The sequence below is a fragment of the Streptomyces abikoensis genome (assembly GCF_014648775.1).
In the GTDB taxonomy this organism is placed as follows: domain Bacteria; phylum Actinomycetota; class Actinomycetes; order Streptomycetales; family Streptomycetaceae; genus Streptomyces; species Streptomyces abikoensis.
In genome coordinates this window covers 37,975-62,946 of sequence record NZ_BMRT01000001.1, presented here as the reverse complement: position 1 = coordinate 62,946, position 24,972 = coordinate 37,975, and the positions used below count along the sequence as shown (strand labels likewise).

Genomic DNA, 24,972 nt, shown 5'->3' with positions numbered 1-24,972 from the left:
GGAAGGACACAGGGGCCCCGGCAGCGCCGGGGCCCCTTTCCGATGCCCCGGAGCGGGCTCCGGGAGCGCCTCGGGGCCGGAAACACGCCGTATGCAGGCGCAAATCGGCCCCCGGCCGGGAGGCGCGGGGGATAGGTGGAATAGGCAGCGATATCCACCCCGTGTCCATGGCTCGTAGCGGAAAGTCAAAAGACGCTCGCGCTGGGCCCCGCCTAGTCGGGGCTTTCGAAAATGTCAACTTTCCGTTAACCCTTGACGGAATCCTTGCGCGCCTCTCACCATTCACGGCATGACCTCGTGAAACACCACCGAGGACCGGCGTCGCCAGCCGGTTCCCGGAACACACCGGGCCATCGCCGGGAAGCCCCGGCGATGCAGGGGAACGGGCCGTGCGCGGCCGTTTCCCGGGCATGGAGGTCACCCCCACATCAGCGTGCGGCCCGGTCCTGCCTCCCCCACGGAACGAAGGCGAAGAAATACATGAGTGACCGCACCCTCACTGCGGCCGACACCCCGGCGCCCGCGGCGACGTCCTCGCACGTCGACGCAGGTGACGCGGGGTACAGCAAGGACCTCAAGTCCCGCCACGTCAACATGATCGCGATCGGTGGAGCGATCGGTACCGGCCTCTTCCTCGGCGCCGGTGGCCGTCTCCACAACGCGGGCCCGTCCCTTTTCATCGCCTACGCGGTGTGCGGCCTCTTCGCCTTCTTCGTCGTCCGGGCGCTGGGCGAGCTCGTCCTCTACCGTCCGTCCTCCGGCGCGTTCGTCAGCTACGCCCGTGAGTTCATGGGGGAGAAGGGCGCCTTCACGGCGGGCTGGCTCTACTTCCTGAACTGGGCCACGACCGGTATCGCGGATATCACCGCCGTCGCGACCTACACCCATTACTGGAAAATGTTCAGCGACATCCCGCAGTGGGTGCTCGCGCTGATCGCCCTCGCGGTCGTCCTCACGGTGAACCTGATCTCCGTGAAGTACTTCGGTGAGATGGAGTTCTGGTTCGCGATCATCAAGGTCGCCGCGATCACGATCTTCATGGTCGTCGGTATCTTCCTGCTGGCCAGCAGCCACAAGGTCGGCGACAGCACCCCGGGCATCTCCAACATCGTCGACCACGGCGGGATCTTCCCGACCGGTGTGATGCCGATGCTGCTCGTCATCCAGGGCGTCGTCTTCGCCTACGCCTCCGTCGAGCTGTGCGGTGTCGCGGCGGGCGAGACCAAGAACCCCGAGAAGATCATGCCGAAGGCGATCAACTCGATCATGTGGCGCGTCGGCCTCTTCTACGTCGGCTCGGTCATCCTGCTCGCGTTCCTGCTGCCCTACACCGCCTACCACGCCGGTGAGAGCCCGTTCGTCACCGTCCTGTCGAAGGTCGGCATCCCCGGCGCGGCCGGTGTGATGAACCTCGTGGTCCTCACCGCGGCGCTGTCCAGCCTGAACTCCGGCCTGTACTCCACCGGCCGCATCCTCCGCTCGATGGCGATGTCCGGCTCCGCGCCGAAGTTCACGGGCCTGATGAACAAGGGCCAGGTGCCCTACGGCGGCATCCTGCTCACCGCGTTCTTCTGTGTCCTGGGTGTCGGCCTGAACTTCGTCGTCCCGGCGGACGCCTTCGAGATCGTGCTGAACTTCGCCGCCATCGGCATCATCGGCACCTGGGGCATGATCATGGTCTGCTCCCTGCTCTTCTGGCGCCGCTCCAAGGACGGCCGGGTCACCCGCCCCGGCTACAAGCTCCCCTGGGCCCCCTACACCCAGATCATCACCCTGGTCTTCCTGGCCGGTGTGCTCGGTCTGATGGCGGCCGAGCCGGGCGCCGGTCGCGACACGGTGTTCTGCCTGCCGGTCATCGTGGCCGCCCTGGTCGGCGGCTGGTACCTGGTGCGGGGCAAGGTCGCCCGCGCCCAGCAGGAGGCCGCGGCCGAGAAGGCCGTCGCCACCGACGCCTGATCCACCACCGCCGCGCCCGGCGCGGCACCTGACGGCCGAGGGGCCGGACACCCGTGAAGGTGTCCGGCCCCTCACCGTTTCCACCCCGGCACGCCTGTTCCCTCCGTGTACCACCCGCCGTCACACTGACGACACCACCGCTTCCCCGGCGCTGGATGCTCTTGGACCACTCTGCTGCTGCCAGCCCTCACACCCAAGAGGTCCCTCACCCATGGCTGAACTCAATCGACGGCGCTTCCTCCAGATCGCCGGCGCGACCGCGGGCTTCGCGGCCCTCTCGGACAGCATCGGCCGTGCCGCCGCCATCCCCGCCCGCCGCCGCTCCGGCACCATCGAGGACATCGAGCACATCGTCGTCCTGATGCAGGAGAACCGGTCCTTCGACCACTACTTCGGCTCCCTCAAGGGCGTCCGCGGCTTCGGCGACCCCCGCCCGATGCTCCTGGAGAACAGGAAGACGGTCTTCCACCAGTCCGACGGCGCCAAGGACGTCCTGCCGTACCACCCGGACGCCCAGGACCTGGGCATGCAGTTCATCGCGGGCCTCAACCACGACTGGGCCGGCGGCCACAAGGCATGGAACAACGGCAAGTACGACCGGTGGATCCCCGCGAAGTCCGCGGGCACGATGGCGTACCTGACCCGCGAGGACATCCCCTTCCACTACGCCCTCGCCGACGCCTTCACCGTCTGCGACGCCTACCACTGCTCCTTCATCGGCGCCACCGACCCCAATCGCTACTACATGTGGACGGGCCACACCGGCAACGACGGCAAGGGCGCCGGCCCGGTCCTCGGCAACGAGGAGGCCGGCTACGGCTGGACGACCTACCCCGAGCGGCTGGAGAAGGCCGGCATCTCCTGGAAGATCTACCAGGACCGGGGCGACGGCCTGGACAAGGCCGGCTCCTGGGGCTGGATCCAGGACGCCTACCGCGGCAACTACGGCGACAACTCCCTCCTGTACTTCGACGCCTACCGCAACGCCCAGCCCGGCGACCCGCTCCACGACAAGGCGCGCACCGGCACGGACGTCAAGAACGGCGACGGCTACTTCGACGTCCTGCGGGCCGACGTCCAGGCCGGCCGGCTCCCGAAGATCTCCTGGATCGCCGCCCCCGAGGCCTTCTCCGAGCACCCCAACTGGCCCGTCAACTACGGCGCCTGGTACATCTCCCAGGTCCTCGACGCCCTCACCTCCGACCCCGAGGTGTGGAGCAGAACGGCCCTGTTCATCACCTACGACGAGAACGACGGCTACTTCGACCACGTAGCCCCGCCCTTCCCGCCCGCCTCCGCCGCGCAGGGCCTCTCCACCGTCGACACCGCCCTCGACGTCTTCAAGGGCAACGGCCACTACGCGGCCGGCCCCTACGGCCTCGGCCAGCGCGTCCCGATGATCGTCGTCTCCCCGTGGAGCACCGGCGGGTTCGTCTGCTCCGAGACCTTCGACCACACCTCGATCCTCCGGTTCATGGAGCGCCGCTTCGGGGTCGCCGAGCCCAACATCTCGCCGTGGCGCCGCGCCATCTGCGGCGACCTCACCTCGGCGTTCGACTTCGGCCTCAAGCGCACCGAGTACCCCGAGCTGCCGGACACCGACGGCTACGCCCCCAAGGACCGCGAGCGCCACCCCGACTACGTGCCGAAGCCGCCCGCCGACCCCGCCATGCCCCGGCAGGAACGGGGCGCCAAGCGCACCCGGCCGCTGCCCTACGCACCCCTCGTGGACGGCGCCGCGACCCCCGCCACCGGGCGCTTCACCCTCACCTTCAGCGGGGGCGAGCACGCCGGGGCCGCCTTCACGGTCACCTCCGCGAACCGCGCCGACGGGCCCTGGACGTACACCACCGAGGCCGGCAAGAAGATCTCCGACACCTGGAACACGGCCTACTCCAAGGGCGCCTACGACCTGTCGGTGCACGGCCCCAACGGCTTCCTGCGCGTCTTCAAGGGCCCCGGCACCACCGCCGCCCCCGAGGTCACCGCCCGCCACGACGGCCGCCGCGGCCGCCTGGAGCTGACCCTGACCAACCCGGGCGGCGCCGACCGCCGGCTGACCGTGACCGACGCCTACGGCGGCGAGCGCCGGACGATCACCGTGCGGGCGGGCCGTACCGTGACCCACACCGTGGACCCGCGCCACGGCAGGCGCTGGTACGACATCACCGTGGTCTCCGAGACGGACCCCGGCTTCCTGCGCCGGTTCGCCGGGCACGTCGAGACCGGCGAACCCGGCGTCAGCGACCCGGCGATCGCCACGGACTGAGCGCTCCGCCGGGAGCGCGGTCCCGCGCTCCCGGCTACGCCGCCGCCCAGGTGCCGGTCACCGCCACCGTGGTGACCCCGGGGCCGAACGCCACGACCAGCCCCTGGGCGCCGGCGCGCGGCGGGTCGTCGAAGGTCTGCTCCAGCACGTCGAGGACGACGACGCTCGCGGTGTTGCCCCGCCGGGTCAGGGAGTTCTCGCTGAGCTCGAACATGGCCGGCGGGATGCCCAGCCCCTTGCTGACCTCGTACATGATGCGCGGCCCGCCGGTGTGGCCGACCAGGAAGTCGGGCTGCGGCGCGAGCACGGGCGTCTCGTCCTCCAGCCAGCGCCGCAGGCCGGGCATCGCCTCCGCGACCACGCGCGATATCCGCGGGTTGGTGTCGAAGTGGAAGCCGAGCTCGTCGACCTCGTAGGAGATGTGGCCCAGGGTGTCCGGCGCCAGGTCCTCGTAGGAGGCGTCGAGCCGCAGCCCGGGCCGGTCCTCCCGGACGACACAGGCGGCCGCCGCGTCGCCGAAGAGCGCGGTCGAGACGAAGGAGGCGATCCTGTCGTCCCCCGGCTGGTACGACAGCGAGCACAGCTCGACCGCGACGATCAGGGTGACGGACCCCGGGCGGACGGCGGCCAACTCCCGGGCGCGCGCCAGCGCGTACGCGCCGCCCGCGCAGCCGACCTGGGTGAAGGCCAGCCGGCGGACGTCCCGGCGCAGCCCCAGCCGGCCCGCCACACGCGCGTCGAGCCCCGGCAGGAGATACCCGGTGCACGAGACGAGCACGAGGTGGTCCACCTCGTCCGGCGCCGTGCCCGCCTCGGCGAGCGCGCCCCGGGCGGCCCGTACGCCCAACTCCGTACCGGCCTCCGCGTAGCGGCGCGTGCGCTCGCCGAACGTCCGGGGGCGTACGACGTCCGCGAAGGGGTCGACGAGGTGCCGGGTGCGCACCGAGGTGTTGCGCATCAGCCGCTGGGCCGTGCCGATCCTCGGATGAGCGGAGTGCAGCGCGCCCATGTGGGAGACGGCCTCGTCGAGGGTGACGGTGTGTTCGGGAAGACAGAGCACGGGTCGGCAGACGGTGGACACGGAACTCCCTGGAAAAAGGCCGGAAGGGGAAACGCGGATGACCCCGGAAAGCCAACCACGGGGGCGACGGAACGTCAGGCCACGCCGTGTTACAAGTTCCTTACGTCAAGCCCCCGCGCCTCGTGCGATAACACCAACGCATTGCCGGAACTTTGCGCTCCATAAATGTTGCTGGCTGAAACTCTTCGCCCGTCACCGCTCGGCTCCCGGTCCCGCGTCACGTCGATCGCCATCATCACCGCAGCTCAGGAGCGTGATCCAGGAGGGCGTGCGCCGTCGGGGAGTGCCCTCGTCCGCTGTCCGAAATCACTCGTTGACATGATTTGACCTGCCCGGATAGCGTGATCACGCCTTTACCGCCAGCGAATTCCCCCTCCACTTCTTCGCGCCCGGCTCACGCCGTTCTGAAAAGCGCCCGCGCTCGTGTTCGCACCTGCCTGGAGGAAACACCGTGGCCCTCGTAGCGGAAATAAGACGGACCCACCGGCTGAACGGGCCGGACCGCGAGAAATTATGGAAGCTCTCCGAAATGGCCGCCCGCTTCCCCGAAGCCGGGGCGGGCGCCATGTCCTTCCTCCGGCAGGACCTGCCGCCGGCCCTGCGCGAGACCCTCCTCGACTTCGCCGAGGGCACCTCCCCCCACGGCCACGTGCTGCTGCGCGGCCTCGACGTCGGCGACGTCCCACCCACCCCCGCCGGCGGGGACACCGCCGCCCTCGACGGCCACCCGACCGACGGGACGCTCACCCTCGTCGCCGACCTCCTCGGCTCCCTCGTCGGATACCAGGACGAGAAGTCCGGCGCCCTCATCCACGACGTCCACCCCGTGCCCGGCGAGGAGACCCGCATCGAGAACAGCGGCTCCGTGGCCTTCGACTTCCACACCGAGAACGTCCACCACCCGCTGCGCCCCGACTTCCTCGGCCTGCTCTGCCTGCGCCGCGATCACGACGGCGTCGCCGCCACCCGCGTCGCCTCGGTCCGCGAGGCCATCGCCCACCTGACGCCCGAGGACGTCGCCGCCCTGCGGCGGCCCGTCTACCACAGCGCCTACCCCTCCTCCTTCACCCGCGACACCGCCGCCGGGCCACCACCCCTCTCGGGCCCCCACCCCGTCATCTTCGGCGACCCCGACCGGGCCTTCCTGCGCTTCAACTCCCACCACACCCGCGCCGCCGACACCCGGGGCACCCGCGCCCTGGACGCCCTCGCGCGGGCGCTGGAGACCGTGTGCCAGGACATCGTCCTCGAACCCGGTGACCTCGTCATCGTCGACAACCACGTCGCCGCGCACGGCCGTTCCGCGTTCGCGCCCCGCTACGACGGCGCGGACCGCTGGCTGCGCCGCTTCTACTCGCTGCGCTCCACCCCGTTGTGGGCCCGGCGGATGATGCGGCGCCCACGCGTGATCCCGCGGATGGCCGACATCCGGGGCGTGGTGTGATCAAGGTGCCCGCCGGGCCGGCGGCGGGCACCAGGCATCGTTCCGGCACGTGAAATCGAGGACGACATGGACTGGTACGACGTGGCCGGGCTGCTCCTGGCCGCGGGCGCCGCGGGCTGGGTGGACGCCGTCGTGGGCGGCGGGGGAGTGCTGCTCATCCCCGTACTGCTGCTGACGTTTCCGCAGTTCCCGCCCGCGACCGCGCTGGGCACCAACAAGATAGCCGCGATCATGGGCACGACCACCGCGGCCGTCATGTACGCCCGCCGCACCGAACTGGACCGGTCCGTCGTCCTGCCGGCCGCGGGACTGGCCGTCCCGTCGGCGGCACTCGGCGCGCTGTCCGCCGCCAGCGTCCCCACCCACTGGTTCCGCCCCGTCATCATGGTGCTGCTGGTGTCCGTGGCCCTCTTCGTCGCCTTCCGGCCCAACTTCGGCGTCCAGAGCCTGCAGTCGGCCACGAGCACCCGCCGCCGCATGGGCGTCATCGCCGTCGCGGGCTGTGGCATCGGCTTCTACGACGGCCTCTTCGGGCCCGGCGTCGGCACCTTCCTCATCATCCTCTTCACCTCCCTGCTGGCCAAGCAGTTCCTCGAGAGCGCGGCCATGGCCAAAGTCGTCAACGCCGGTTCCAACCTCGGCGCCCTGGCCGTCTTCGCGCTCCAGGGAAACGTCCTGTGGGCCCTGGGCCTCGGCATGGCGGTCGGCAACATAACCGGCGCGCTCCTGGGCTCCCGCATGGCGCTCAAGAAGGGCTCGGGATTCGTCCGCACCGTCCTCGTCCTCGTGGTGACGGGCATGGTGGTGAAGATGGCCTTCGACCAATTCGCCTGACATTCGGCCGGCAAGTGAAAACCCCTTTCCCCGGAGGACATTCAAGTGCCAGCACACACGGAACTCGCCGGATTACTGACCCTGCCCGACTTCGAACGCGCCGCGGAAACCGTCCTGTCCGCCGACATCCGCGCCTATGTGGCCGGCGGAGCCGGCACCCAGGAGACCGTGCGCGCCAACACCGCCGCCTTCGACGAGGTGTGGCTGCGCCCCCGCGTCCTCACGACGGCCGGCACCACTCCCGACACCCGCACCGGCGTCCTCGGCCAACAGCTCTCCCTGCCCGTGCTGCTCGCCCCCACCAGCCCCCAGCGGCTGCTCCACGAACACGCCGAGATCGCCACGGCGCTGGCCGCCGAGGACGCCGGCACGATCTCCGTCGTCAGCACCGACAGCCACTACCCCTACCCCGAGATCGCCGAATCCGCGCCCGGCGGAAGCTGGTTCCAGCTCTACGCCTACCGCTCCCTCGACGACGTCGACGCCACCGTCGCCCTGGCCGAGAAGGCCGGGGCCTCGGCCCTCGTCGTCACCGTGGACGCCAGCCACGCGGCCCGCCGCGTCTCCACCCTGCGGTCCGGGTTCCGCACCCCGCCCTTCGTCGACTTCGGCACCCTGCGGGCCCTGGGCATCCTCGAAGGCGACATCCCCGCCAACGCCCGCCTCGACCGGCTCGCCCTCACCTGGGACGACCTGCGCCGCATCCGCGAGCGCACCACCCTGCCGCTGCTGGTGAAGGGCGTCCTCGGCCCCGAGGACGCCCGCCGCTGCTTCGACCTCGGCGCCCAGGGCGTCATCGTCTCCAACCACGGCGGCCGCCAGCTCGACGGCGAGATCCCCAGCCTCGTCGCCCTGGACCAGGTCGCCTCCGCCGTGGGCGACCGGGGCGTGATCCTCGTCGACGGCGGCATCCGCTCCGGCGTCCACGTCGTCAAGGCCCTCGCCCTGGGCGCGGACGCCGTGTGCCTGGGCCGCCCCTACCTCTGGGGGCTCGCCCTCGCCGGGCGCGCCGGCGTCCGCGCGGTGCTGGAACTGTTGCGCCGCGAGATCGAGGATGTGCTGCTCCAGCTCGGCGTCGAGAGCGTCGCCGACATCGGGCGCGATCTTGTCGTACGCGCCGGCCGCAGCTAGCACTCCACCGGCCGTGCGCGGTCAGTCGGCTGCGGGCTGTCCGTGGCTGATCGCGCAGTTCCCCGCGCCCCTTACGGGGCCACAGACTACGGAGGCACCCATGTTCCCCTTCTCCCGCGGCATCCCCCCGCGCGAGGCCATTCCCGCTCAGGAACTCGCCGCTCAGGCCGCGGCCGTTCTCGCCGACCGGCCGGACGACGTGTTCCAGTACGCGCCCATCGGCAACCACACCGGCGACCTCGCCCTGCGCGAGGAACTCGCCAAGCTCCACACCGCCGACCCCGAGCGGATCTTCGTCACCAACGGCTCCCTCCAGGCCCTCGACCTGCTCGCCGCCCACCTCCTGCGCGACGCCGGGCCGGACGTCTACGTCGAGGCCCCCACCTACGACCGCGCCGTGGAGATATTCGAGCGCCACGGCGCCCGGGTGACCGGCATCCCGCTGCGCCACGACGGCCTCGACCTCGACGTCCTGCGCGAGCGGCTCGCCGAGCGGACGCCCGCCTTCCTCTATGTCATCCCCGACTTCCAGAACCCCAGCGGCGTCACCACCAGCGAGGACAAGCGCCGCGAACTGGTGGGCCTCGCCGAGGAGCACGGCTTCGTCATCGTCGAGGACATCCCCTACCGCGAACTGCGCTTCGAGGGGACCGCCCCCGCCCCGCTCGCCGAGCTCTCGCCCGGCGGGCGCGTCCTGACCGTGGGCTCCCTCAGCAAGATCCTCAGCCCCGGGCTGCGCGTCGGCTACGTCATCGCCGAGCCCCACACGGTGACCGCCCTCGCCGCCCTCGCCGAGGGCACCTACCTCTCGCCCGCGCCCCTGCTCCAGGCCGTCGCCGCCCGGAGCCTGGCCGCCGGGCTGGCCGCGAGCAACATCGAGCGGGCCCGCCGGTTCCTGAAGCCCCGTCACGACGCGGCCGTGGCCGCCGTCCGCCGGCACCTCGGCCAGGACGCGCTGATCGCCGTCCCCGAGGGCGGCTACTACGTCAGCGTCCACCTGCCCGTCCCCACGGACGAGAAGACGTTCCTGACGGTGGCGAAGGAGGACGGCGTGCTCCTGACCCGGGGCTCGGCCTTCTACCCGGGGTCCGCCGCCCCGCCCGTCGGCACGGTCTTCCTCCGCCTCCCCTTCCAGGCGCTGACGCCCGAGGAGTTCGCCGCCGGCGTCGAGAGACTGGCCGCCGTCACCGCGCGCCTGGCCTGACCCCGCCCGTGCTCCCCGCCCCGGCCGGCGGGGAGCACGGCACGCCCCTCGCGCGGCCCGGCCGTCACCGGCGCCCGGTGTCCAGGACGTGCGGCAGCCCCCGCCGCCAGCGCTCCCGGTCCTCGCGCTTGAGCACGGCGAACTCCGGCGCCTCGTACCCCCGGAACGTCCGCACCTCGGGCGCCTCCGAGGCCCCGGCGGCGGTCAGCACTCCGGCGGCCGCCCGCCGGCCCGCCTCGTTGGCCGTCTCCATCGAGGTGAAGTCCACATTGGCGTACGTCCGGACGTAGTCCGCGGCGAGGAACAGATTCCCGACGGCGGTCACGGCGTCCGGACGCAGCTCCCAGGAACCCGTGCTGTTGAGGAGGTACGGGTCGTCCTCGCGGAGCCCGTCCGGGCCCTCGGTGATCGCCTCGTCCAGGTACCAGGAGTGCAGCAGGGAGTCGTCCAGGACGGACCGGCCGGCCCGGCCGAGGTGGGCGCGCATCTGCGCCCACACCTCCCGGGCGACCTCCTCCCGGGTGCAGTGCCGGGCGGGCCTGCCGTAGAGGATGCCCGGCGTCTCCCAGTCGGAGATGTCCACGGACAGCGACTCCCGTACCTCGCCGTCGCCCCACGTCCGCTCGTACGGCGCGCGCCAGAGCTTCGACTGGCTGATCGACACCAGTTTCCACGGCGAGTCGACGTGCACGACGTGCCCGGCGATGACCGGCGCGGGGCGGCGCAGGAAGTACTGGACGCCGTTGCACCAGGTGTGCCGCAGCCCGTCCATGGCCGCGAGCCGGGGGTCGGCGGCGCGCAGGGCGGCGTCCCACAGCCGTACCGCCCGGTCGGCGGGGACCGCCGCGACGAACCAGTCGGCGTCGATGCGTTCCGTCGCGCCCCGGTGGTCGCGGGCGGTCGCGGAGACGACGCGCCCGGCGCGGCACTCCAGCCGCGCGACCGTCCGGCCGAAGGCGAACCGGACGCCGAGGGCGCGCAGATGGGCCACCCACGGGTCGATCCACTCCTCGCTCGTGGGACCGGCGAAGATCCGGTCGGCGGGCCCGTCGCTGCCGCGCCCGAGCAGGTCGTAGAAGATGGCCTCCAGGCCCTGGCCGCAGGTGCGGGTGCTGGCGGTCGGGGGCCGCAGGGCCTGGAGCAGCTGCGCCCCGCCGCCGAGCAGCTTTCGGTAGTCCTCGGACATGCGGTCCGCCTGGATGTAGTCCCACCAGGCGAGGTGTTCCCACTGGCCGAACCGGCGCTCGTCGCAGCTGGTGAAGAGGGTCACGGCCAGCCGGGCGAAGTGGGCCGCCTCCCACGGCGGCAGCCGCAGCCCCTCCGCGAGCAGCCCGCCGAGCGTGGCGACGAGCAGCGGCGCGCCGGACAGGGAGAGCGAGCCGGGTCTGACGGGGAGGGGGATGTCCGGGCGGTCCCCGGCGCGGGCGAACTCGATCCAGGTCACCGGCGTGAGCCGGCCGAAGACGCTGCCGCCGCCGGGCAGCGGGATCCGCCGGAGGGTGTCCGGGAGGTTGTGGTAGAAGCCGAAGACCCCTCGGTGGCCGTGCTCGCCGGGCAGGTCGCGGCGGCCTCCGGTGCCGCTGTGCGGGACGTACAGGGACCGGGCCTTGCCGCCGGCGACGGCGCGGCGCTCGACCACGGTCACCTCGAAGCCCCGCTCGGCCAGCTCGTGGGCGACCGTCAGCCCGCCGACCCCCGCGCCCAGCACGGCCACCCGGCGGCCGCCGCGGCGCGCGCTCCCGCCGCCGCGCGGTGCGGCGAACGCGGTGGCGGGCCCGGTGAGGCCGGCGGCGCCGGCCCCGGCCGCGCCCGCCGCCCCGTACCGCAGGACGGCACGGCGGGGCGGCTGCCCGGCGCCGGTGGTGACCCCGTCCGCTGTCGTCATGTCCCCGTCCCCCCTCGACGATCCACGCACGTCCTCCGCACACATCGCTCACAACCGGACGCTACGGGCCCGGTACGGGGACGGGGGAGTGAATCGGCGTCGGATCCGTCGATCGGGTAGTCGGCGCGGGCCGGAGGTTTCGGGCCGTGACGTCCCGTGAGGTGACGCGCGAACAGGGCGTCCGGCCGCCTACTGGCTGTATCGCGCAAATGTTTCGTTTCTCCGTGCAACCGTACAAGCGTGCAGATCATCTGTAGAGGTGTCTGTCACTGCGAGAAAGTGCGAGAAAGGGTCATTCACGTGCACGTCGGAACGGGCCGTCGCTCCGTCCTGTGGGCCTCCGCCCTCATGGGCTCCCTCGTCCTCACCGCCTGCTCGGGCTCCGGTTCCGGGGCCGACGCCGGTGCGGAGGCCAAGGTGACCATCACGCCCGGGAGCGGGACGGCCGTCAAGCTCGGCTCGCCGATCTCGGTGAAGGCCGACGGCGGGCGGCTCACCGAGGTGGAGGTGAAGGACGCCAAGGGCAACAAGGTCGAGGGCAGGATGTCCGGCGACGGCGCCTCCTGGACCTCGGACGGCAATGCCGGCCCCGGTGCCACCTACACCGTCCACACCAAGGCCAAGGGCGGGAAGAACGGCAAGGGCAAGGAGTCCACCGCCTCCGCGACCTTCACCACCGAGCAGGCCGAGAAGGTCAACAAGCTCACCAACACCCCCGGCAACGGCTCGACCGTCGGCACGGGCATGCCGGTCTCCATCCTCTTCGACCACCCCGTCGACAAGGACAAGCGCGCCGGGATAGAGAAGTCCCTGACCGTCACCACCCAGCCGAAGGTGGAGGGCTCCTGGGGCTGGGTCAAGGACTGGTCCGGCCAGGACCGGATCGACTGGCGGCCCAAGGACTACTGGCCCACCGGCACCAAGGTCTCCGTGAAGGGCAACCTGTCCGGCGTCGACTCCGGCGAAGGCGGCTGGTTCGCGCGGAACTACGACTTCGGCTTCTCCATAGGCGCCGACCGCAAGGCCGTCATCGACGTCCCCGCCCACAAGCTGACGATGATCGAGGACGGCAAGGAGGTCGGCCACATCATGGGCTCCGCCGGTTCCCCGACGGATCCCACCCGCGGCGGCATCCACACCGTGCGCAGCAAGAACGCCGCGGAGACCATGGACTCCGCCACCATCGGCCACGGCAACGAGTGGATGCTGGACTCCAAGTGGGTCACCCACCTGACCGCCTCCGGCACCTTCCTCCACTCCGCGCCCTGGAACAACTCCATCGGCGTGGAGAACAACAGCCACGGCTGCTTCGGCATGACCACGAGCGACGCCAAGAAGATCTACGACTTCCTGCTGATCGGCTCCACGGTCGAGGTCAAGAACACCACCAGCACCAAGGTCACGGACGTCGGCAACGGCCTGGAGGTCTGGCAGGAGACCTGGGACCAGTGGAAGAAGCGCAGCGCCCTCACGTGACGCGACCGCCGGGTACGGTGCGGAGCAGCCGCACAGTGGAGGAGAAGTGGGAGGAGAAGTGAACGCCATGCCCGCACCTGACGCCGCCCCCGTGATCCGGAGCGACGAGCCCGGCTCGTTCGCGTGGGAGGTGTGGGCCAAGCGCCACCCCGCGCTGGTCCAGAGGCTGCGCGACGCCTCCCCCTACGGCCCGGACGGGCACCGGGCCCTCGACGCCCTGCTGGCCGAGCTCGCCGACGGCGTGATCGAGCCGCTGCCCGCCGGCGCCCACGACCAGGAGCGGTGGCGGGCCTGGGACCGGGGCCACCTCGGCACCTCGTGGTTCGCCGCGCCGTTCCTGTGGGCCGAGAGCTACTTCTACCGCAGGCTCCTCGACGCCGTCGGCTACTTCGCCCCCGGCCCCTGGCAGGGCGTGGACCCCTTCGCCCCGTTCAAGCACGCCGAACTCGTCGGCCCGGCGGTCGACGACGCGCTGGCCGTCCTGGACCGGCTGGAGGAGGCGGACCCCGCCACGCGGGGCACGGCCCTGCTGCGGGCCGCGCTCTGGGGCAACCGGGCCGACCTGGGCTTCCGCATCACCGCCGGCGACGTGGGCGCCGACGGCACGGACCCGGCCCTCGTCGCGGACGACAGCGCCCTGCTGTGGTCCCTGCTGCCCGAGGGCCGCCCGGCCGAGGTCCACCTCGTCGCGGACAACGCCGGCCCGGAGCTCATCCCCGACCTGGTCCTCCTCGACCACCTCCTGCGGAGCGGCCGGGCCCGCCGCGCCGTCCTCCACGTCAAGCCGTACCCCTACTACGTCTCCGACGCCACCATGGCCGACGTCGCCGACGCCCTGCGCCGGCTCCGCCGGGCACCGGGCAGGAGCGCCGCGGCGACGGGCGACCGGCTGTGGCGGGCGATGGCCGGCGGGGAACTCGAGGTCCGCGCCCACCCGTTCTTCTGCGCCCCGCTGCCGTACGCCGAGATGCCCGGCGAACTGCGTGCCGAGTTCGCGGCGGCGACGGTGACCGTGATGAAGGGCGACCTGAACTACCGTCGGCTCGTCGACGACCGGCACTGGCCGGCCACCACGCCCTTCACCGAGCGGACCGCCCATTTCCCGGGGCCCGTCGCCGCCCTGCGCACCCTGAAGTCCGATGTGATCACGGGCCTCGACGAGGCCACGGTCACCACGCTGGAGAGCGGCGGGCTGCCCTGGCGCACCAGCGGCACCCACGCCCTCGTCCAGGTCGACGCCCGGCGCCGCCGGGACGGCTGACCGGCGCCACCGCACGCGAAAGGGCGCCGCCCTCCGGGGGCGGCGCCCTTCGCTCGTCTCAGCCGGCGGCCAGCAGCGGGCGGAGCCTGCCGCGCCGGGCGCGTTCCACCCAGGGCGCCGCCCGGCCGGAGGCCGCCGCCAGGGGCAGGGCGACCAGCACGCCCACCACGGCGCCGGCGGCGACGTCGTGCGGATAGTGGGCGCCGACCCAGATCCGGGAGAAGCCCATCGCCACGGCCGCCAGGAAGGCGAGCGCCCCCAGCCTCCGGTCCAGCAGCCACAGCGCCGTGGCGGCGGAGAAGGCGATGACCGTGTGGTTGCTGGGGAAGGCCCAGTCGGACGGCGCCGGGCAGGACTCCAGCGTGAAGCTGTGCGGGATCGACCGGCAGGGCCGCACCTCGCGCACCACCGACTTCAGCACCATGTCCACGCCGTAGACGAGGACGACCACCAGCGGCACGGCCAGGGCGCGGGCCATCGTCGCGGCGTCCGCGCGCCGCGCCCGCCACCACACCACCAGCATCAGCAGCGCGAACAGGGCGAGGCCGTAGGAGGACCACGCGGACATGACGTCGTTGAGCAGGGGCGAGGAGTGCCGCGCCAGCTGGGTGACGTCCGTGTACCAGCCGCCGTCGACCGTGGAACCGTCGAAGGCGAGCGAGGGGCCCGCCGGCGCGGCCGCGGCCGGGACGGGGGCGGCCGGAAGGGCGGAGGGTGGTGCGAGCATGGGGCGCGGGGCCTCCCATAATCGGGGACGGACGGACGTGCCCCAGGGGCACGCCACCGTCTACATTCCGATAGACGGTCTACATGACGGTAGACGATCGCGAGGAGAGGAAGGTTCCGGTGACCGAGGACATACGCCGACAGGCCGGTGAGCTGGAAGCGGCCGTACTCGTCGTCCTCTGGGCGGCCGACCGCCCGCTCACCCCGCCGGAGGTCCAGGCCGCGCTCACCGAACCCCTCGCGCGCACCACCGTCGCCACCACCCTGGCCCGGCTCCACGCCAAGGGCACCCTCGACCGGGTCCGCGCCGGGCGCGCCTACGCCTACAGCCCGGCCGTCGAGGACCGCGCCGCCCTCGCCGCCCAGCGCATGCACACCGAGCTGGACAAGGGCGACGACCGGCAGGGCGTGCTCGCCCGCTTCGTCTCCCGGCTCAGCTCGGCCGACGAGATCGTGCTGAGGGAGCTGCTGGAGCAGGCCGCCGAACCGGGGGAGCGATCGTGACCTGGGCCGTCTGGGCGCCGCTGATCATCCCGTTCCTCGCTGTGCCGGCCGCCCGCCGGCTGGCCGCCGCCCTGCCGCCGCGCCCGGCCGCGCTGCTCCTCGTGGCCGCCGCTGGCGCCCTCGCCTGCCTGTCCGGGGCGGCGCTGGCGCTGCTGGCGGGCGCCGCGGTGCTGCGGCTGCCCGTGGTGGCGTCGCTCGGCCACCTGTCCGTGCCGCTGCTGGAGCGCGTCGCGCCCGCGGCCGTCCCCGTCGGCGTCGTGGCGGCGGTGGCCGCCGGGGCGGTGGCCGTGGCCGTCGCCCGGGTGCTGCACGGCCACCGTGCCGCGCGGGTCCGGGTCGCCCGGGAGCTCGCCGGGCACTCCCGCGCGGGCGACCTCACCGTGCTGCCCGACGAGGGCGCCGACGCCTACGCCCTGCCCGGCCGGCCGGGCGGCGTCGTGGTCACCGCCGGCATGCTGCGCGGTCTCGACGCGGACGAGCGCGCGGTGCTGCTGGCGCACGAACGGGCCCATCTGACGGGCCGGCACCACCTTCTGCTGCTGCTCGCGCGGCTCGCCGCCTGCGCGCACCCCGCGCTGCGCGGCCTGCGCGAGCCGCTGGCGTTCCAGGTGGAGCGGTGGGCCGACGAGGCGGCCGCCGCCGTGGTCGGCGACCGCAGGCTGGCGGCCCGGGCCGTGGCGCGGGCGGCGCTGGCCGCCTCGGCCGCGCCCACCGGACGGCTCCGCCCGGCCGGCGCGCTGCCGGCGGCGGCCGGGCCGGTGCCCCGCCGGGTGGCGGCGCTGCTGGTCGCGCCGCCGCTCGCGCGGGGCTCCTTCGCCCGGGCCCGGAGCGTGTCGGCCGTGCTGCTGGCGTGCCTGCTGGTCTCCGGCGCGGCCGCCGCCGAGGCGACCACCGATCTCCACGAGGACATCGAGACGGCCCAGGCCGGGAGCGCGGCGCCCGCCGGGCCGTAGCCCGGGAGGGCGCGGGAAAAGGGGCGCGCCCCCTGTCCGTCCGGAGTGCGCCGGACGGACAGGGGGCGCGGGTTCACGCGGCGCGGGCCGTTGTCAGGCGCGCTTCCACTTCTGGTGGTTGCCGCCGTTGCAGTACCAGAGGCCGACCGGGGAGCCGTTCTCGGTCGCCTCGTGGCTGACGTCCACGCAGAGGTTGGACGGGACGCCGGTGATGCTGCCGTCGTCGTTGAGGTTCCACTTCTGGTTGCTGCCGCCGTTGCACGACCAGATGATCAGCGGGGTGCCGCCCTCCGTGCCGCCGCCGGCCGCGTCGAGGCACATGTCGCCGAAGACGCGCAGCTCCTTGTCGGCGGTGTAGGTCCACTTCTGGTTGTTGCCGCCCCAGCAGTCCCACACCATCGGAGTGGTGGTGCCCTTGTCGTTGGGCACGTCCAGGCAGCGGCCCGAGCCGACGCCCACCACGTTGGTGTTGCTCTTGACGGTGGCGCGGATCCAGTCGCCGAGGTCGTCGGTGCGGGTGGCGACCGCGCCCGTGCGGGTCTCACCCGTGGGGGCGCCCAGGCAACCGCCCTGCCAGGAGCCGACGTTGACGCCGACCAGCTCGGCCTTGCCGTCCTTCTCGCGCAGCAGCGGGGCGCCGGTGTCGCCCTTGCACAGCGAGTCGTCGAGGCTCTTGCCGGTGATGTTCACGGTGGTGGCGGCGAGGCCGTCCACGGTGGCCGCGGCGGTGTGCGCCTTGTTGGGCACCCACTCGGTCTTCGTCCGGCCGTAGCCGACGGCCTTGAGGACCTCGCCCTTGGCGGGCGCGGTGGCGGCCAGGGCCACGGGGGAGACGCCGGCGGCCGGCTGGGCCAGCCGGGCGAGGACCAGGTCACGGCCGGCCTGGGGCACCAGCTCCACGACCTCGGTGACGAGACCGGCGGAGGTGCCGAGGTCGGCGCGGCCGACGGTGGCGGTCGTCTTGCGGGACGGCCTGCCGTGCGCCAGGGAGGTGGCCTGCTGGGCGGTGTCGGTGAAGCAGCTCGCCGCGGTGACGACCCACTGCGCGTCGACCAGCGCGGCCGAACAGGACCGCTTGCCCTCGCCGATGTCGAGCTTGGCGGTGTAGGCGTAGGCGCCGTCCTTGGCCTCGGGGCCCGTGACCGCGCCCGCCGGAGCGGCGGCGAACAGACCCGCCGCCATCGTGGCGGTGGCGAGACCGGCCGACCACACCGAGCGTGAACTTCTGCCAGACATATGTCTTCCTTAACGCTTCGCGAAAAAGCTGGATAAAAACGGTGTTAAAAACTTGTCAAAAATGTACGGGCATACACCGAAACGGACCCCGATGTGGGCTCAAAGTAGCGTCTCTGGCTGGAATTTGACATTCCGTTGGACGAACCGGCGCTGGGTGGCCGGTGTGTGGAGTGACCCGGTGGGGTAGGAGTTGGCCATGGGGAGATCACTGAGGGGTTCCTTACGTGCCGTCGTCGCCCTGGCCCTCGCCTGCGCCGGAGCCCTGGCGGTCGCGCCGCCGGCCCCGGCGGCGCCGCCCGGCGCGGCGCCCGCCGCCGCGAGCGGCTGCGCCATGGACGGCGGAGCGCGCGGCGTGACCGGAGGCGCCGCGGGCGACGCCGTCTCCGTGACCCGGTCCGACGGCCGCGTCGACCAGTTCCAGGTGTTCTACGACCCCACCGCCACCCAGGGCCTGCCCTTCGTCTGGCACCGCGCGCAGCGGGAGCCCGGCGGCGCGTACGGGAGCTGGGAGCGCGTCAGCGCGGGCACCGTCGGCCCCAAGGCGTCCTTCGTCACCGCCACCGAGAACGCCGCGGGCGGCCTGGAGCTGTTCTGGCTCGACCACGGCGGTTTCTGCCACTCCGTCCAGGGCCCGGACGGCGGCGCCTGGTCCGCCCCCGAGGGCTTCGGCCTGGCCCCCTTCCCGTACCACGGCTTCCTCTCGCTCTTCACCCGCTCCGACGGCACCCTCGTCGCCATGGCCTCCTCCCGCACGACGGGCCGCGCCATGGAGTCGCGCGCCCAGTCACCCGACGACGGCGTCTGGCAGCCGCCCGCCCCCATGGGCGCGGTGCCCGAGGACGGCGTCGGCCTGAGCCAGCCGAGCACCGTCACCGAACTGCCCGACAAACGGCTCAAGGTGACCGCCCGCGAGTGGAACCGCGACCGCTACTGGCAGATCACCGAGAACGCGCCCGGCGGCGGAGCCCCCGACTGGCCCGCCCAGTGGCGGCTGTGCGCCACGTCCCGCTGCGACTGACCTCCGCACGCCCTGTATCCGCCCGTGTCCGCGGCTCGGAGCGGAGCTCACCGTTCTGCCTGAACTCCTCAGCCGCACTTGAGTACGCGTACTCACGCCCTCGCCCGGAAGCCGCCGGAAGCTTGACGGCATGTGCGAGAACAGCAAGACCGTGTGCCGGCCCCGGGGCGGGGCCGGCATCACCGCCACCGGGTCGTACCTGCCCGAACGGACCCTGACCTCCGAGCGGTTGCAGGAGGAGGTGGCCCGCGCCGCCGGGCTCCCGCTGCCCCGGGGGCTCTTCCGGCGGACCACCGGCATCGTCACCCGCCGCGTCGCGGCCGACGGCGAGTACGCCTCGACGCTCGCCCTCGGCGCCGCCCGCCGCGCCCTGGACTCCGCCGGTCTCCACCCGTTCGACATCGACCTGCTGATCTACGCCTCCGCGACCCGCGACGTCGCCGAACCCGCCACCGCGCACATCGTCCAGGCCGCCCTCGGCTCCACCGCCCACGCCCTCGACGTCAGCAACGCCTGCAACAGCTTCCTCAACGGCATCGACACGGCCCGCGCGATGATCCTGGCCGGCCGCGCCCGGCGCGCCCTGGTGGTCACCGGCGAGACCCCCAGCCGCGCGATCCGCCGCGCCCCCGCCGGCCCCCGGCAGTTCCGCGACGGCTTCGCCGGCTACACCTTCGGGGACGCCGGCGCCGCCGTCGTGATCGAGCCGGTCGACCGGGGCGGCATCCTCGACGTCGGCACCGAGACCCACTCCGAGCACTGGGCCGTCGGCGGCATCCTCGGCGGCGGCTCCCGCCACCCGCGCTCGGAGGAGCACACCTACTTCCACGGCGACGGCCGCGAACTGCGCGAGGTCTTCGAGAAGACCGGCACCGCCGTCCTCGACCGCGTACACAGGCGCACCGGCCTGCGCTGGGACGACTACCGCCACGTCCTCGTCCACCAGGTGACCCTGCCCTACCTGGAACGCTTCGTCGAACTCAGCGGCGTCCCCCGGGACAAGCTCGTCCTCACCGTGCCCGAACTCGGCAACGTCGCCAGCGCCACCCTCGGCGTCCAGCTCGACCGGATCCACGCCGGGCTGGCCCCCGGCGACCGCGTCCTGTTCGTCGGCCTCGGCGGCGGCATCAGCGTCATGACCATGGTCTGGGAGAAGTCGGAGGCGGCCGCGTGACCACCGAACTGTGGGTCGTCGTCCCCGCCCACCAGGAAGAGGCCCGCATCGGCGACACCCTGCGCGCCCTCGCCGCCCAGCACGACCGCGACTTCACGCTCGTCGTCGTCGACAACGCCTCCACCGACGCCACCGGCCGGATCGCCCGCGACTTCGCCGCCCGCGCCCCCTTCCCCGTCCACGTCCTGGACGAACCCGAGAAGGGCGTCGGCAGCGCCGTCGACACCGCCTTCCGCCACGCCATCGCCCACGGCGCCGCCTACCTCGCCCGCACCGACGCCGACTGCCTGCCCCGGCCCGGCTGGACCGCCGCCGCCCGCGCCGCCCTCACCCACCGGCCCGGCCCACGGCTGGTCTGCGGCCGGATCGACGCCCGCCACGACGAGCACGGGCCGCTCGGCCGCGCCGCCTTCCGGACCGCCGTCGCGCTCGCCGCCGCCTTCGGCCGGCTGCGCCCCGCCCACGCCCGCCGGCACGGCTACCTCGCCCCCTACCGGATGCACGCCGGCAACAACATGGCCATCACCGCCGGGCTGTACCTCACCGTCGGCGGCATGCCCCGCCGCCCCTCACCCACCGACCGGGCCTTCCTCAACCGCGTCCGCCGCCACACCACGGCCATCACCCACGCCAAGGACATGGTCGTGGAGAACTCCACCCGGCGCCTGCGCTCCTACGGCCTCCTCGCCACCGCCCGCTGGTACCTCGACAAGGGCTGCGGCCACCTGGGGGAGGACCCGCGCTGATGCTCGACCGCCTCGACCACGCCCTGCGCCGCCACCCCCACCACCCCGCCGTCCTCACCACCACCCCCACCGGGGCCGTCCGCGTCCGCGCCACCCGGGGCGAACTCGCCGAGCTCGCCGACGCCTGCGCCGCCGCCCTGCGCGCCCGGGGCCTCGCCCCCGGCGACACCATCGGCGTCGCCGTACGCCCCGGCCCCCGCGCCCTCGCCGTCCTCCTCGCCGCCGACCGGCTGGGCCTGCGCGCCGCCGTCCTCGACCCCGGCGCGGGCCCCGACGTGCTGCGCGCCCGCCTCGCCCTGGCCCGGCCCGCCCTCGTCCTCGCCGACGCCACCGCCCAGGCCGCCGCCGGCTGGGCCAGGCCCCTGGCCCGCCGCGCCCGCCTCGCCCTGCCCGACCTCGGCGCGCTCGGCCCCGTCGCCACCCTCGGCCCCCGGCTCCCCGGCTGTGCCGCGCCCCTGGACCTCACGGCCCCGCGCACCGCCCTGCCCGCGCGGCCGGACGACGACGGCGACGCCGCCGTCGTCTTCACCTCCGGGACGACCGCGAGCCCGCGCGCCGTCGTCCACACCCGGTCGTCCCTCGCGGCGGGCATGAGCGCCGTCACCGAACTCGTCGCGCCCCGCGCAGGCCGGCCCGTGCTCGGCGGCACCTTCTTCGTGCTCGTACCGTCCCTGGCCCAGGGCGCCCCCGTCGCCCTCCCCGCGCGCCGGCCCCGCGTCCTCGCCCGCCAACTCGCCCGGCTCAGCCCCCACTCCACCTACCTGACACCACCTCAACTGCGCGCGGCGCTCAGCGCCGGAGCCCGTTTCACCGGCGGCGTCTGGACGGGCTCGGCGCCCGCGAGCGCCGAGCTGCTCACGCGCGTCAAGCACGCCGGGGCGGCCGAGGCGTGGGGCGTCTACGCGCTGACGGAGCTCTTCCCGGCCGCCGCCGTGGAACAGGCCGAGAAGGCCGCGTTCACGGGCGACGGGGACATCGTGGGCGCCCCGCTGCCGGGCGTCGGGGCCCGCCGCGACACCGACGGCGAACTGCTCCTGACCGGGGCCGCCGCCCGCCACCGCTACCTCGGCGAGGACCCCGACCCGTGGGTCCGCACCGGCGACCGGGCGCGCCTCGACGCGGGCCGGATCGTGCTGGAGGGCCGCTGCAAGGACATGGTCCTGCGCGGCGCCGAGAACATCTACCCCGGCCTGTACGAACCGGCCCTGCACGTCCCCGGCGTCGAACTCGCCCTGCTCGTCGGCGTCCCCGCGCCCGACGGCGACGAACGACTCGCCGCCCTCGTCCAGCCCGCGCCCGGCACCGACCCCCGCGCCCTGCGCGAGGCACTCGCGGCGCCCCTCGCCCGCATGGGCACGGCCCGCCCCGACGCCGTCCTCCTCACGACCGTCCCCCTCGCGGGCCGCTCCCGCAAACCGGACCGCGCGGCTGCCGCGAGCAAGGCGGCGGAGATCCTCGCGGGGCGCGAGGCGGGCCGGAGCCCGAAGGGCGGGGCGCGGTGACGGTCCGTCCACGGCGCGCGGGGGCGAGGCGCGCGGCCGTGGTCCGCGCGGAGCGCGTGGCGGCGACGCTCGCCGGGCGAGGCGACCGTGCCGGCCCCACCGGCGGCCGGACGGGGATCCGCGCTGCCCCGGCCACCCGGTGCGGCCCCACCGTCACTGGATCACGACGCACCGGACCGTGGTGCACTCCAACACCCGGAAGGGAGACCTGACATGGCGACAGCGCAAACCGCGACCCGGACGTCCGACGAGCCACGGCGGACGCTGCCGGAAAGCCGCCCCGTCACCGGCGCCCCGGCGCGGCCCGCCGCGTCGCCGCGCCCGGCCGGGACCGCCGCCGCGCGCCGCCGCGATCTGCGGGTCTACCGGGCCGGGCACCCCGTCCTCTTCACCCTGCTCGCCGCCGCGCGCCGCAAGCCCGTCCTCCGCATCGGCCGGACCGTGCTCGTCCACGACGCCGACGCCGTGCGGCACGCGTTGACCCGGCTGCCGCTGGACCGGGTGGCCGCGGGGACGACCGGCGGGGCCGCCCGGTCCGCCATGGCGCCCGGCGACGCCCCCGCCACCGGCGGCGTGCTGTTCGACCAGCAGGGCGCGGCACACCGCGCCGCGCGCCGGGCACTCGCCGACGACCTGTCCACCGCAGGCGTCGCCCGCCTCCGCCCGCTGTGGCAGGCCACCCTCACGCGCGGCCTCGCGCCGCTGGCCGAGGGGCGTCCCGTCGACCTCGTGGCGCTCGCCCGGGAGGCCGCCGGGGTCACCGCGTGCGCCCTGCTGGGCGTGGACGCCGATCCGGTGCGGCTCGCCGAGGCGGCCGCCGACGCCGCCGCGGCGGCCGTGCGGGAACACCTACCCGGCCTGCCCCGCCCCCGGGCCCGTTCCCGGACCGGCGCCTCGGACGCGGCACGGCGGCTGAGCGACCTGCTCGACGGGGGTGCCCACCCCCACGACGCCGCCGCGCGGGCGATGCTCGCCGTCGCCTCCGTCACCACCGTCGTCGCCGCGCTGCCCCGCGCCGCCGCCTGGTGCGCGGACGCCGGCTGGTGGCACCTCGCCGCCGACGACACGACGCGCCCCGCCCTGGCCCGGGAACTGCTCCGCGTCACCGCACCGTCCCCGCTGCTGCCCCGCGTCGCCGCCGGACCGGGCACCCTGGGCGGCCGGCCCGTACGGGCCGGCGACCGGCTGCTGCTCGTCGCCCGGCACGCCGTCCGCGCCCACACCGACGACCCCGACTGCCACCACCCGGCCGAACCCGCCCTGTCCCGGCTCGTCTTCGGCGCCGGACCGCACGCCTGCCCCGGGGCCCGGCTCGCCACCGCCCAGCTGGAGGACTTCCTGAACGCCCTCGCCCCCCACCGCCCAGTCGTGGTCCGCGCCCGCGCCGACCGGCGGGCCGCGCTGCCCGGCTGGCGCTCGCTGGTCGTCCGGCCGGGCGTCCGACCGGACGACCAGCCGGGCCTCCGGCCAGGCGGCCCCCGGTCGGCCGCGGGCACGGCCCCCGGCGCGCTCACCGCGCCGGAGCCGGCATGAGCCGGGCCCCGTCGCTCCGTATCGCCGTCACCGGGGCGAGCGGCTTCTGCGGCTCCCACATCGCCCTCGCCGCCGCCCGCTTCGCGGACGTGGTGTGCGTGGGACGCCGACCCGGCCCCGTCGGCCGGCACGTCGTCTGGGACGCCGCGCGCGAGGCGCCCGCCCTCGCGGGCGCCGACGTGGTCGTCCACTGCGCGGCCGCCGTCGGCGACCCCGCCCCCGGCTCCCGCGCCGAGGCCCTGATGCGGGCCGTCAACGTCGACGGCACCGCCCGCCTGATGGACGCCGCCGCCGGACGCCCCGTCGTCTGGATCAGCAGCGCCAGCGTCTACGACCCCCGCGCCGACCGCTCCCTGGTCCGCGAGGACCACCCGGTCTCCGGCCAGCTCAACGCCTACGGCCGCACCAAGGCCGCCGGCGAGCGCCTCGCCCTGGCCGCCGGCGCGGTCGTCCTGCGCCCCCGGGCCGTCTACGGCCCGGGCGACCCCCACCTGCTGCCCCGGCTGCGCTCCCGCGTCCGCGCCGGCACGCTCCTGCTGCCCGGCCCGGACGTACCGCTGAGCCTGACGGCCGTGGAGAACCTCGCCGACGCCGCGCTCGCCGCCCACGGCTGGCCGCCGGGCGCCTACAACATCGCCGACGCCGTCGCCCACCACCGCGACGCGGCGCTGCGCCGGGTGCTGCGGGCCCACGGCGTCCGCGCCCGGATCCGCCACCTGCCCCTCGGCCTGGCCCGGTCCGCCGCCCGCGCCGCCGAGACGGCGGCACGGCTGCGCCCGGGCGCCGAGGCCGCGCTCTCCCGCTACGCCGTGGACCAGCTCGCCCACCCGGTCGTCCTGGACACCGGCAAGGCCCGCGCCCAGGGCTGGCGGCCCCGCCGCGGCCTCGACGACTACCTGGCGGAGGCGGCCGGTCGGTGATCCGGCCGACTTGCCGCCGCCGTCGTCCGGGGTGTGCCGCATGGGCCCTGGTGGGCGGCTGGCGTGTTTGCCCGTCCCGGCCGGTCGTCACCCTGGCGACGTACGCGCCTCTGCGGTAG

Annotated in this window: 20 protein-coding genes; 16 read left to right on the top strand and 4 right to left on the bottom strand. The window is 74.1% G+C overall.

What is annotated here, in order from left to right:
- Positions 1 to 480 precede the first annotated feature (480 nt).
- Positions 481 to 1,956: an amino acid permease gene (locus tag IE096_RS00290; protein WP_189447188.1), complete on the top strand. Its 1,476-nt coding sequence runs from the start codon at positions 481 to 483 to the stop codon at positions 1,954 to 1,956.
- 211 nt (positions 1,957 to 2,167) lie between these two features.
- Complete coding sequence (locus IE096_RS00285) at positions 2,168 to 4,225, top strand: phosphocholine-specific phospholipase C (protein ID WP_189447186.1); 2,058 nt, start codon at positions 2,168 to 2,170, stop codon at positions 4,223 to 4,225.
- Positions 4,226 to 4,259: 34 nt separating this feature from the next.
- Here the strand turns inward: IE096_RS00285 and IE096_RS00280 are convergent, their stop codons facing one another.
- Entirely contained in the window at positions 4,260 to 5,306 is a 1,047-nt protein-coding gene (locus tag IE096_RS00280; protein ID WP_189447185.1) for a type III polyketide synthase, read from the bottom strand.
- Positions 5,307 to 5,757: 451 nt separating this feature from the next.
- Here IE096_RS00280 and IE096_RS00275 point away from each other — a divergent pair, with 451 nt between their 5' ends.
- From IE096_RS00275 to IE096_RS00260, 4 genes are all read left to right on the top strand, one after another.
- Entirely contained in the window at positions 5,758 to 6,750 is a 993-nt protein-coding gene (locus tag IE096_RS00275) for a TauD/TfdA family dioxygenase (protein ID WP_229819826.1), read from the top strand.
- A 66-nt stretch (positions 6,751 to 6,816) separates the two neighbouring features.
- Entirely contained in the window at positions 6,817 to 7,584 is a 768-nt protein-coding gene (locus IE096_RS00270; protein WP_189447182.1) for a sulfite exporter TauE/SafE family protein, read from the top strand.
- 45 nt (positions 7,585 to 7,629) lie between these two features.
- Positions 7,630 to 8,715: an alpha-hydroxy acid oxidase gene (locus IE096_RS00265; RefSeq protein ID WP_229819825.1), complete on the top strand. Its 1,086-nt coding sequence runs from the start codon at positions 7,630 to 7,632 to the stop codon at positions 8,713 to 8,715.
- 100 nt (positions 8,716 to 8,815) lie between these two features.
- Complete coding sequence (locus tag IE096_RS00260; RefSeq protein ID WP_189447181.1) at positions 8,816 to 9,919, top strand: aminotransferase-like domain-containing protein; 1,104 nt, start codon at positions 8,816 to 8,818, stop codon at positions 9,917 to 9,919.
- A gap of 64 nt (positions 9,920 to 9,983) precedes the next feature.
- Here IE096_RS00260 and IE096_RS00255 read toward each other — a convergent pair whose 3' ends face one another.
- Positions 9,984 to 11,804 carry a hydroxysqualene dehydroxylase gene (locus IE096_RS00255; protein WP_189447179.1) on the bottom strand — a complete coding sequence of 607 codons (1,821 nt, stop codon included), beginning with the start codon at positions 11,802 to 11,804 and terminating at the stop codon, positions 9,984 to 9,986.
- 300 nt (positions 11,805 to 12,104) lie between these two features.
- On the opposite strand from IE096_RS00255, the gene IE096_RS00250 reads away from it, so the two are divergent.
- Together IE096_RS00250 and IE096_RS00245 are read left to right on the top strand one after the other, a co-directional pair.
- A complete protein-coding gene (locus tag IE096_RS00250; protein WP_229819824.1) occupies positions 12,105 to 13,280 on the top strand; it encodes a L,D-transpeptidase family protein in 1,176 nt (391 codons plus the stop codon).
- Positions 13,281 to 13,347: 67 nt separating this feature from the next.
- Positions 13,348 to 14,541: a damage-control phosphatase ARMT1 family protein gene (locus tag IE096_RS00245; RefSeq protein WP_189447177.1), complete on the top strand. Its 1,194-nt coding sequence runs from the start codon at positions 13,348 to 13,350 to the stop codon at positions 14,539 to 14,541.
- A 58-nt stretch (positions 14,542 to 14,599) separates the two neighbouring features.
- Here the strand turns inward: IE096_RS00245 and IE096_RS00240 are convergent, their stop codons facing one another.
- Positions 14,600 to 15,268 (bottom strand): phosphatase PAP2 family protein, encoded by a 669-nt coding sequence (locus tag IE096_RS00240; protein WP_189447175.1) that lies wholly within the window; start codon positions 15,266 to 15,268, stop codon positions 14,600 to 14,602.
- 119 nt (positions 15,269 to 15,387) lie between these two features.
- On the opposite strand from IE096_RS00240, the gene IE096_RS00235 reads away from it, so the two are divergent.
- Together IE096_RS00235 and IE096_RS00230 are read left to right on the top strand one after the other, a co-directional pair.
- Positions 15,388 to 15,771, top strand: a complete 384-nt coding sequence (locus tag IE096_RS00235; RefSeq protein ID WP_229819823.1) for a BlaI/MecI/CopY family transcriptional regulator — start codon at positions 15,388 to 15,390, stop codon at positions 15,769 to 15,771.
- Entirely contained in the window at positions 15,768 to 16,724 is a 957-nt protein-coding gene (locus IE096_RS00230) for a M48 family metalloprotease (RefSeq protein WP_189447172.1), read from the top strand. Before IE096_RS00235 ends, IE096_RS00230 begins: the two co-directional genes overlap by 4 nt.
- Positions 16,725 to 16,817: 93 nt before the next feature.
- On the opposite strand, the gene IE096_RS00225 is transcribed toward IE096_RS00230, so the two are convergent.
- Positions 16,818 to 17,960 carry a ricin-type beta-trefoil lectin domain protein gene (locus IE096_RS00225; RefSeq protein ID WP_189447170.1) on the bottom strand — a complete coding sequence of 381 codons (1,143 nt, stop codon included), beginning with the start codon at positions 17,958 to 17,960 and terminating at the stop codon, positions 16,818 to 16,820.
- A gap of 196 nt (positions 17,961 to 18,156) precedes the next feature.
- On the opposite strand from IE096_RS00225, the gene IE096_RS00220 reads away from it, so the two are divergent.
- From IE096_RS00220 to IE096_RS00195, 6 genes are all read left to right on the top strand, one after another.
- Positions 18,157 to 18,978 carry a PLL family lectin gene (locus tag IE096_RS00220; protein ID WP_189447169.1) on the top strand — a complete coding sequence of 274 codons (822 nt, stop codon included), beginning with the start codon at positions 18,157 to 18,159 and terminating at the stop codon, positions 18,976 to 18,978.
- Positions 18,979 to 19,108: 130 nt separating this feature from the next.
- Positions 19,109 to 20,152 (top strand): 3-oxoacyl-ACP synthase III family protein, encoded by a 1,044-nt coding sequence (locus tag IE096_RS00215; RefSeq protein WP_189447167.1) that lies wholly within the window; start codon positions 19,109 to 19,111, stop codon positions 20,150 to 20,152.
- Positions 20,149 to 20,898, top strand: a complete 750-nt coding sequence (locus tag IE096_RS00210) for a glycosyltransferase family A protein (protein ID WP_229819822.1) — start codon at positions 20,149 to 20,151, stop codon at positions 20,896 to 20,898. Before IE096_RS00215 ends, IE096_RS00210 begins: the two co-directional genes overlap by 4 nt.
- Complete coding sequence (locus IE096_RS00205) at positions 20,898 to 22,400, top strand: AMP-binding protein (RefSeq protein ID WP_189447165.1); 1,503 nt, start codon at positions 20,898 to 20,900, stop codon at positions 22,398 to 22,400. The genes IE096_RS00210 and IE096_RS00205 overlap by 1 nt, the downstream gene beginning before the upstream one ends.
- A 213-nt stretch (positions 22,401 to 22,613) precedes the next feature.
- Positions 22,614 to 23,933: a cytochrome P450 family protein gene (locus IE096_RS00200; protein ID WP_189447163.1), complete on the top strand. Its 1,320-nt coding sequence runs from the start codon at positions 22,614 to 22,616 to the stop codon at positions 23,931 to 23,933.
- On the top strand, positions 23,930 to 24,853 hold the full coding sequence (locus tag IE096_RS00195) for an NAD-dependent epimerase/dehydratase family protein (RefSeq protein ID WP_189447160.1): 924 nt from the start codon (positions 23,930 to 23,932) through the stop codon (positions 24,851 to 24,853). The genes IE096_RS00200 and IE096_RS00195 overlap by 4 nt, the downstream gene beginning before the upstream one ends.
- The last annotated feature ends 119 nt before the right edge of the window (positions 24,854 to 24,972 follow it).

What these genes read in the sequence shown, in the direction of transcription:
- IE096_RS00245 (WP_189447177.1), top strand. Translation starts at nt 13,348, where the DNA reads ATGCCCGCACCTGACGCCGCCCCCGTGATCCGGAGCGACGAGCCCGGC.
- IE096_RS00270 (WP_189447182.1), top strand. Translation starts at nt 6,817, where the DNA reads ATGGACTGGTACGACGTGGCCGGGCTGCTCCTGGCCGCGGGCGCCGCG.
- IE096_RS00255 (WP_189447179.1), bottom strand. Translation starts at nt 11,804, where the DNA reads ATGACGACAGCGGACGGGGTCACCACCGGCGCCGGGCAGCCGCCCCGC.
- IE096_RS00260 (WP_189447181.1), top strand. Translation starts at nt 8,816, where the DNA reads ATGTTCCCCTTCTCCCGCGGCATCCCCCCGCGCGAGGCCATTCCCGCT.
- IE096_RS00195 (WP_189447160.1), top strand. Translation starts at nt 23,930, where the DNA reads ATGAGCCGGGCCCCGTCGCTCCGTATCGCCGTCACCGGGGCGAGCGGC.
- IE096_RS00290 (WP_189447188.1), top strand. Translation starts at nt 481, where the DNA reads ATGAGTGACCGCACCCTCACTGCGGCCGACACCCCGGCGCCCGCGGCG.
- IE096_RS00225 (WP_189447170.1), bottom strand. Translation starts at nt 17,960, where the DNA reads ATGTCTGGCAGAAGTTCACGCTCGGTGTGGTCGGCCGGTCTCGCCACC.
- IE096_RS00200 (WP_189447163.1), top strand. Translation starts at nt 22,614, where the DNA reads ATGGCGACAGCGCAAACCGCGACCCGGACGTCCGACGAGCCACGGCGG.
- IE096_RS00215 (WP_189447167.1), top strand. Translation starts at nt 19,109, where the DNA reads ATGTGCGAGAACAGCAAGACCGTGTGCCGGCCCCGGGGCGGGGCCGGC.
- IE096_RS00220 (WP_189447169.1), top strand. Translation starts at nt 18,157, where the DNA reads ATGGGGAGATCACTGAGGGGTTCCTTACGTGCCGTCGTCGCCCTGGCC.
- IE096_RS00285 (WP_189447186.1), top strand. Translation starts at nt 2,168, where the DNA reads ATGGCTGAACTCAATCGACGGCGCTTCCTCCAGATCGCCGGCGCGACC.
- IE096_RS00240 (WP_189447175.1), bottom strand. Translation starts at nt 15,268, where the DNA reads ATGCTCGCACCACCCTCCGCCCTTCCGGCCGCCCCCGTCCCGGCCGCG.
- IE096_RS00205 (WP_189447165.1), top strand. Translation starts at nt 20,898, where the DNA reads ATGCTCGACCGCCTCGACCACGCCCTGCGCCGCCACCCCCACCACCCC.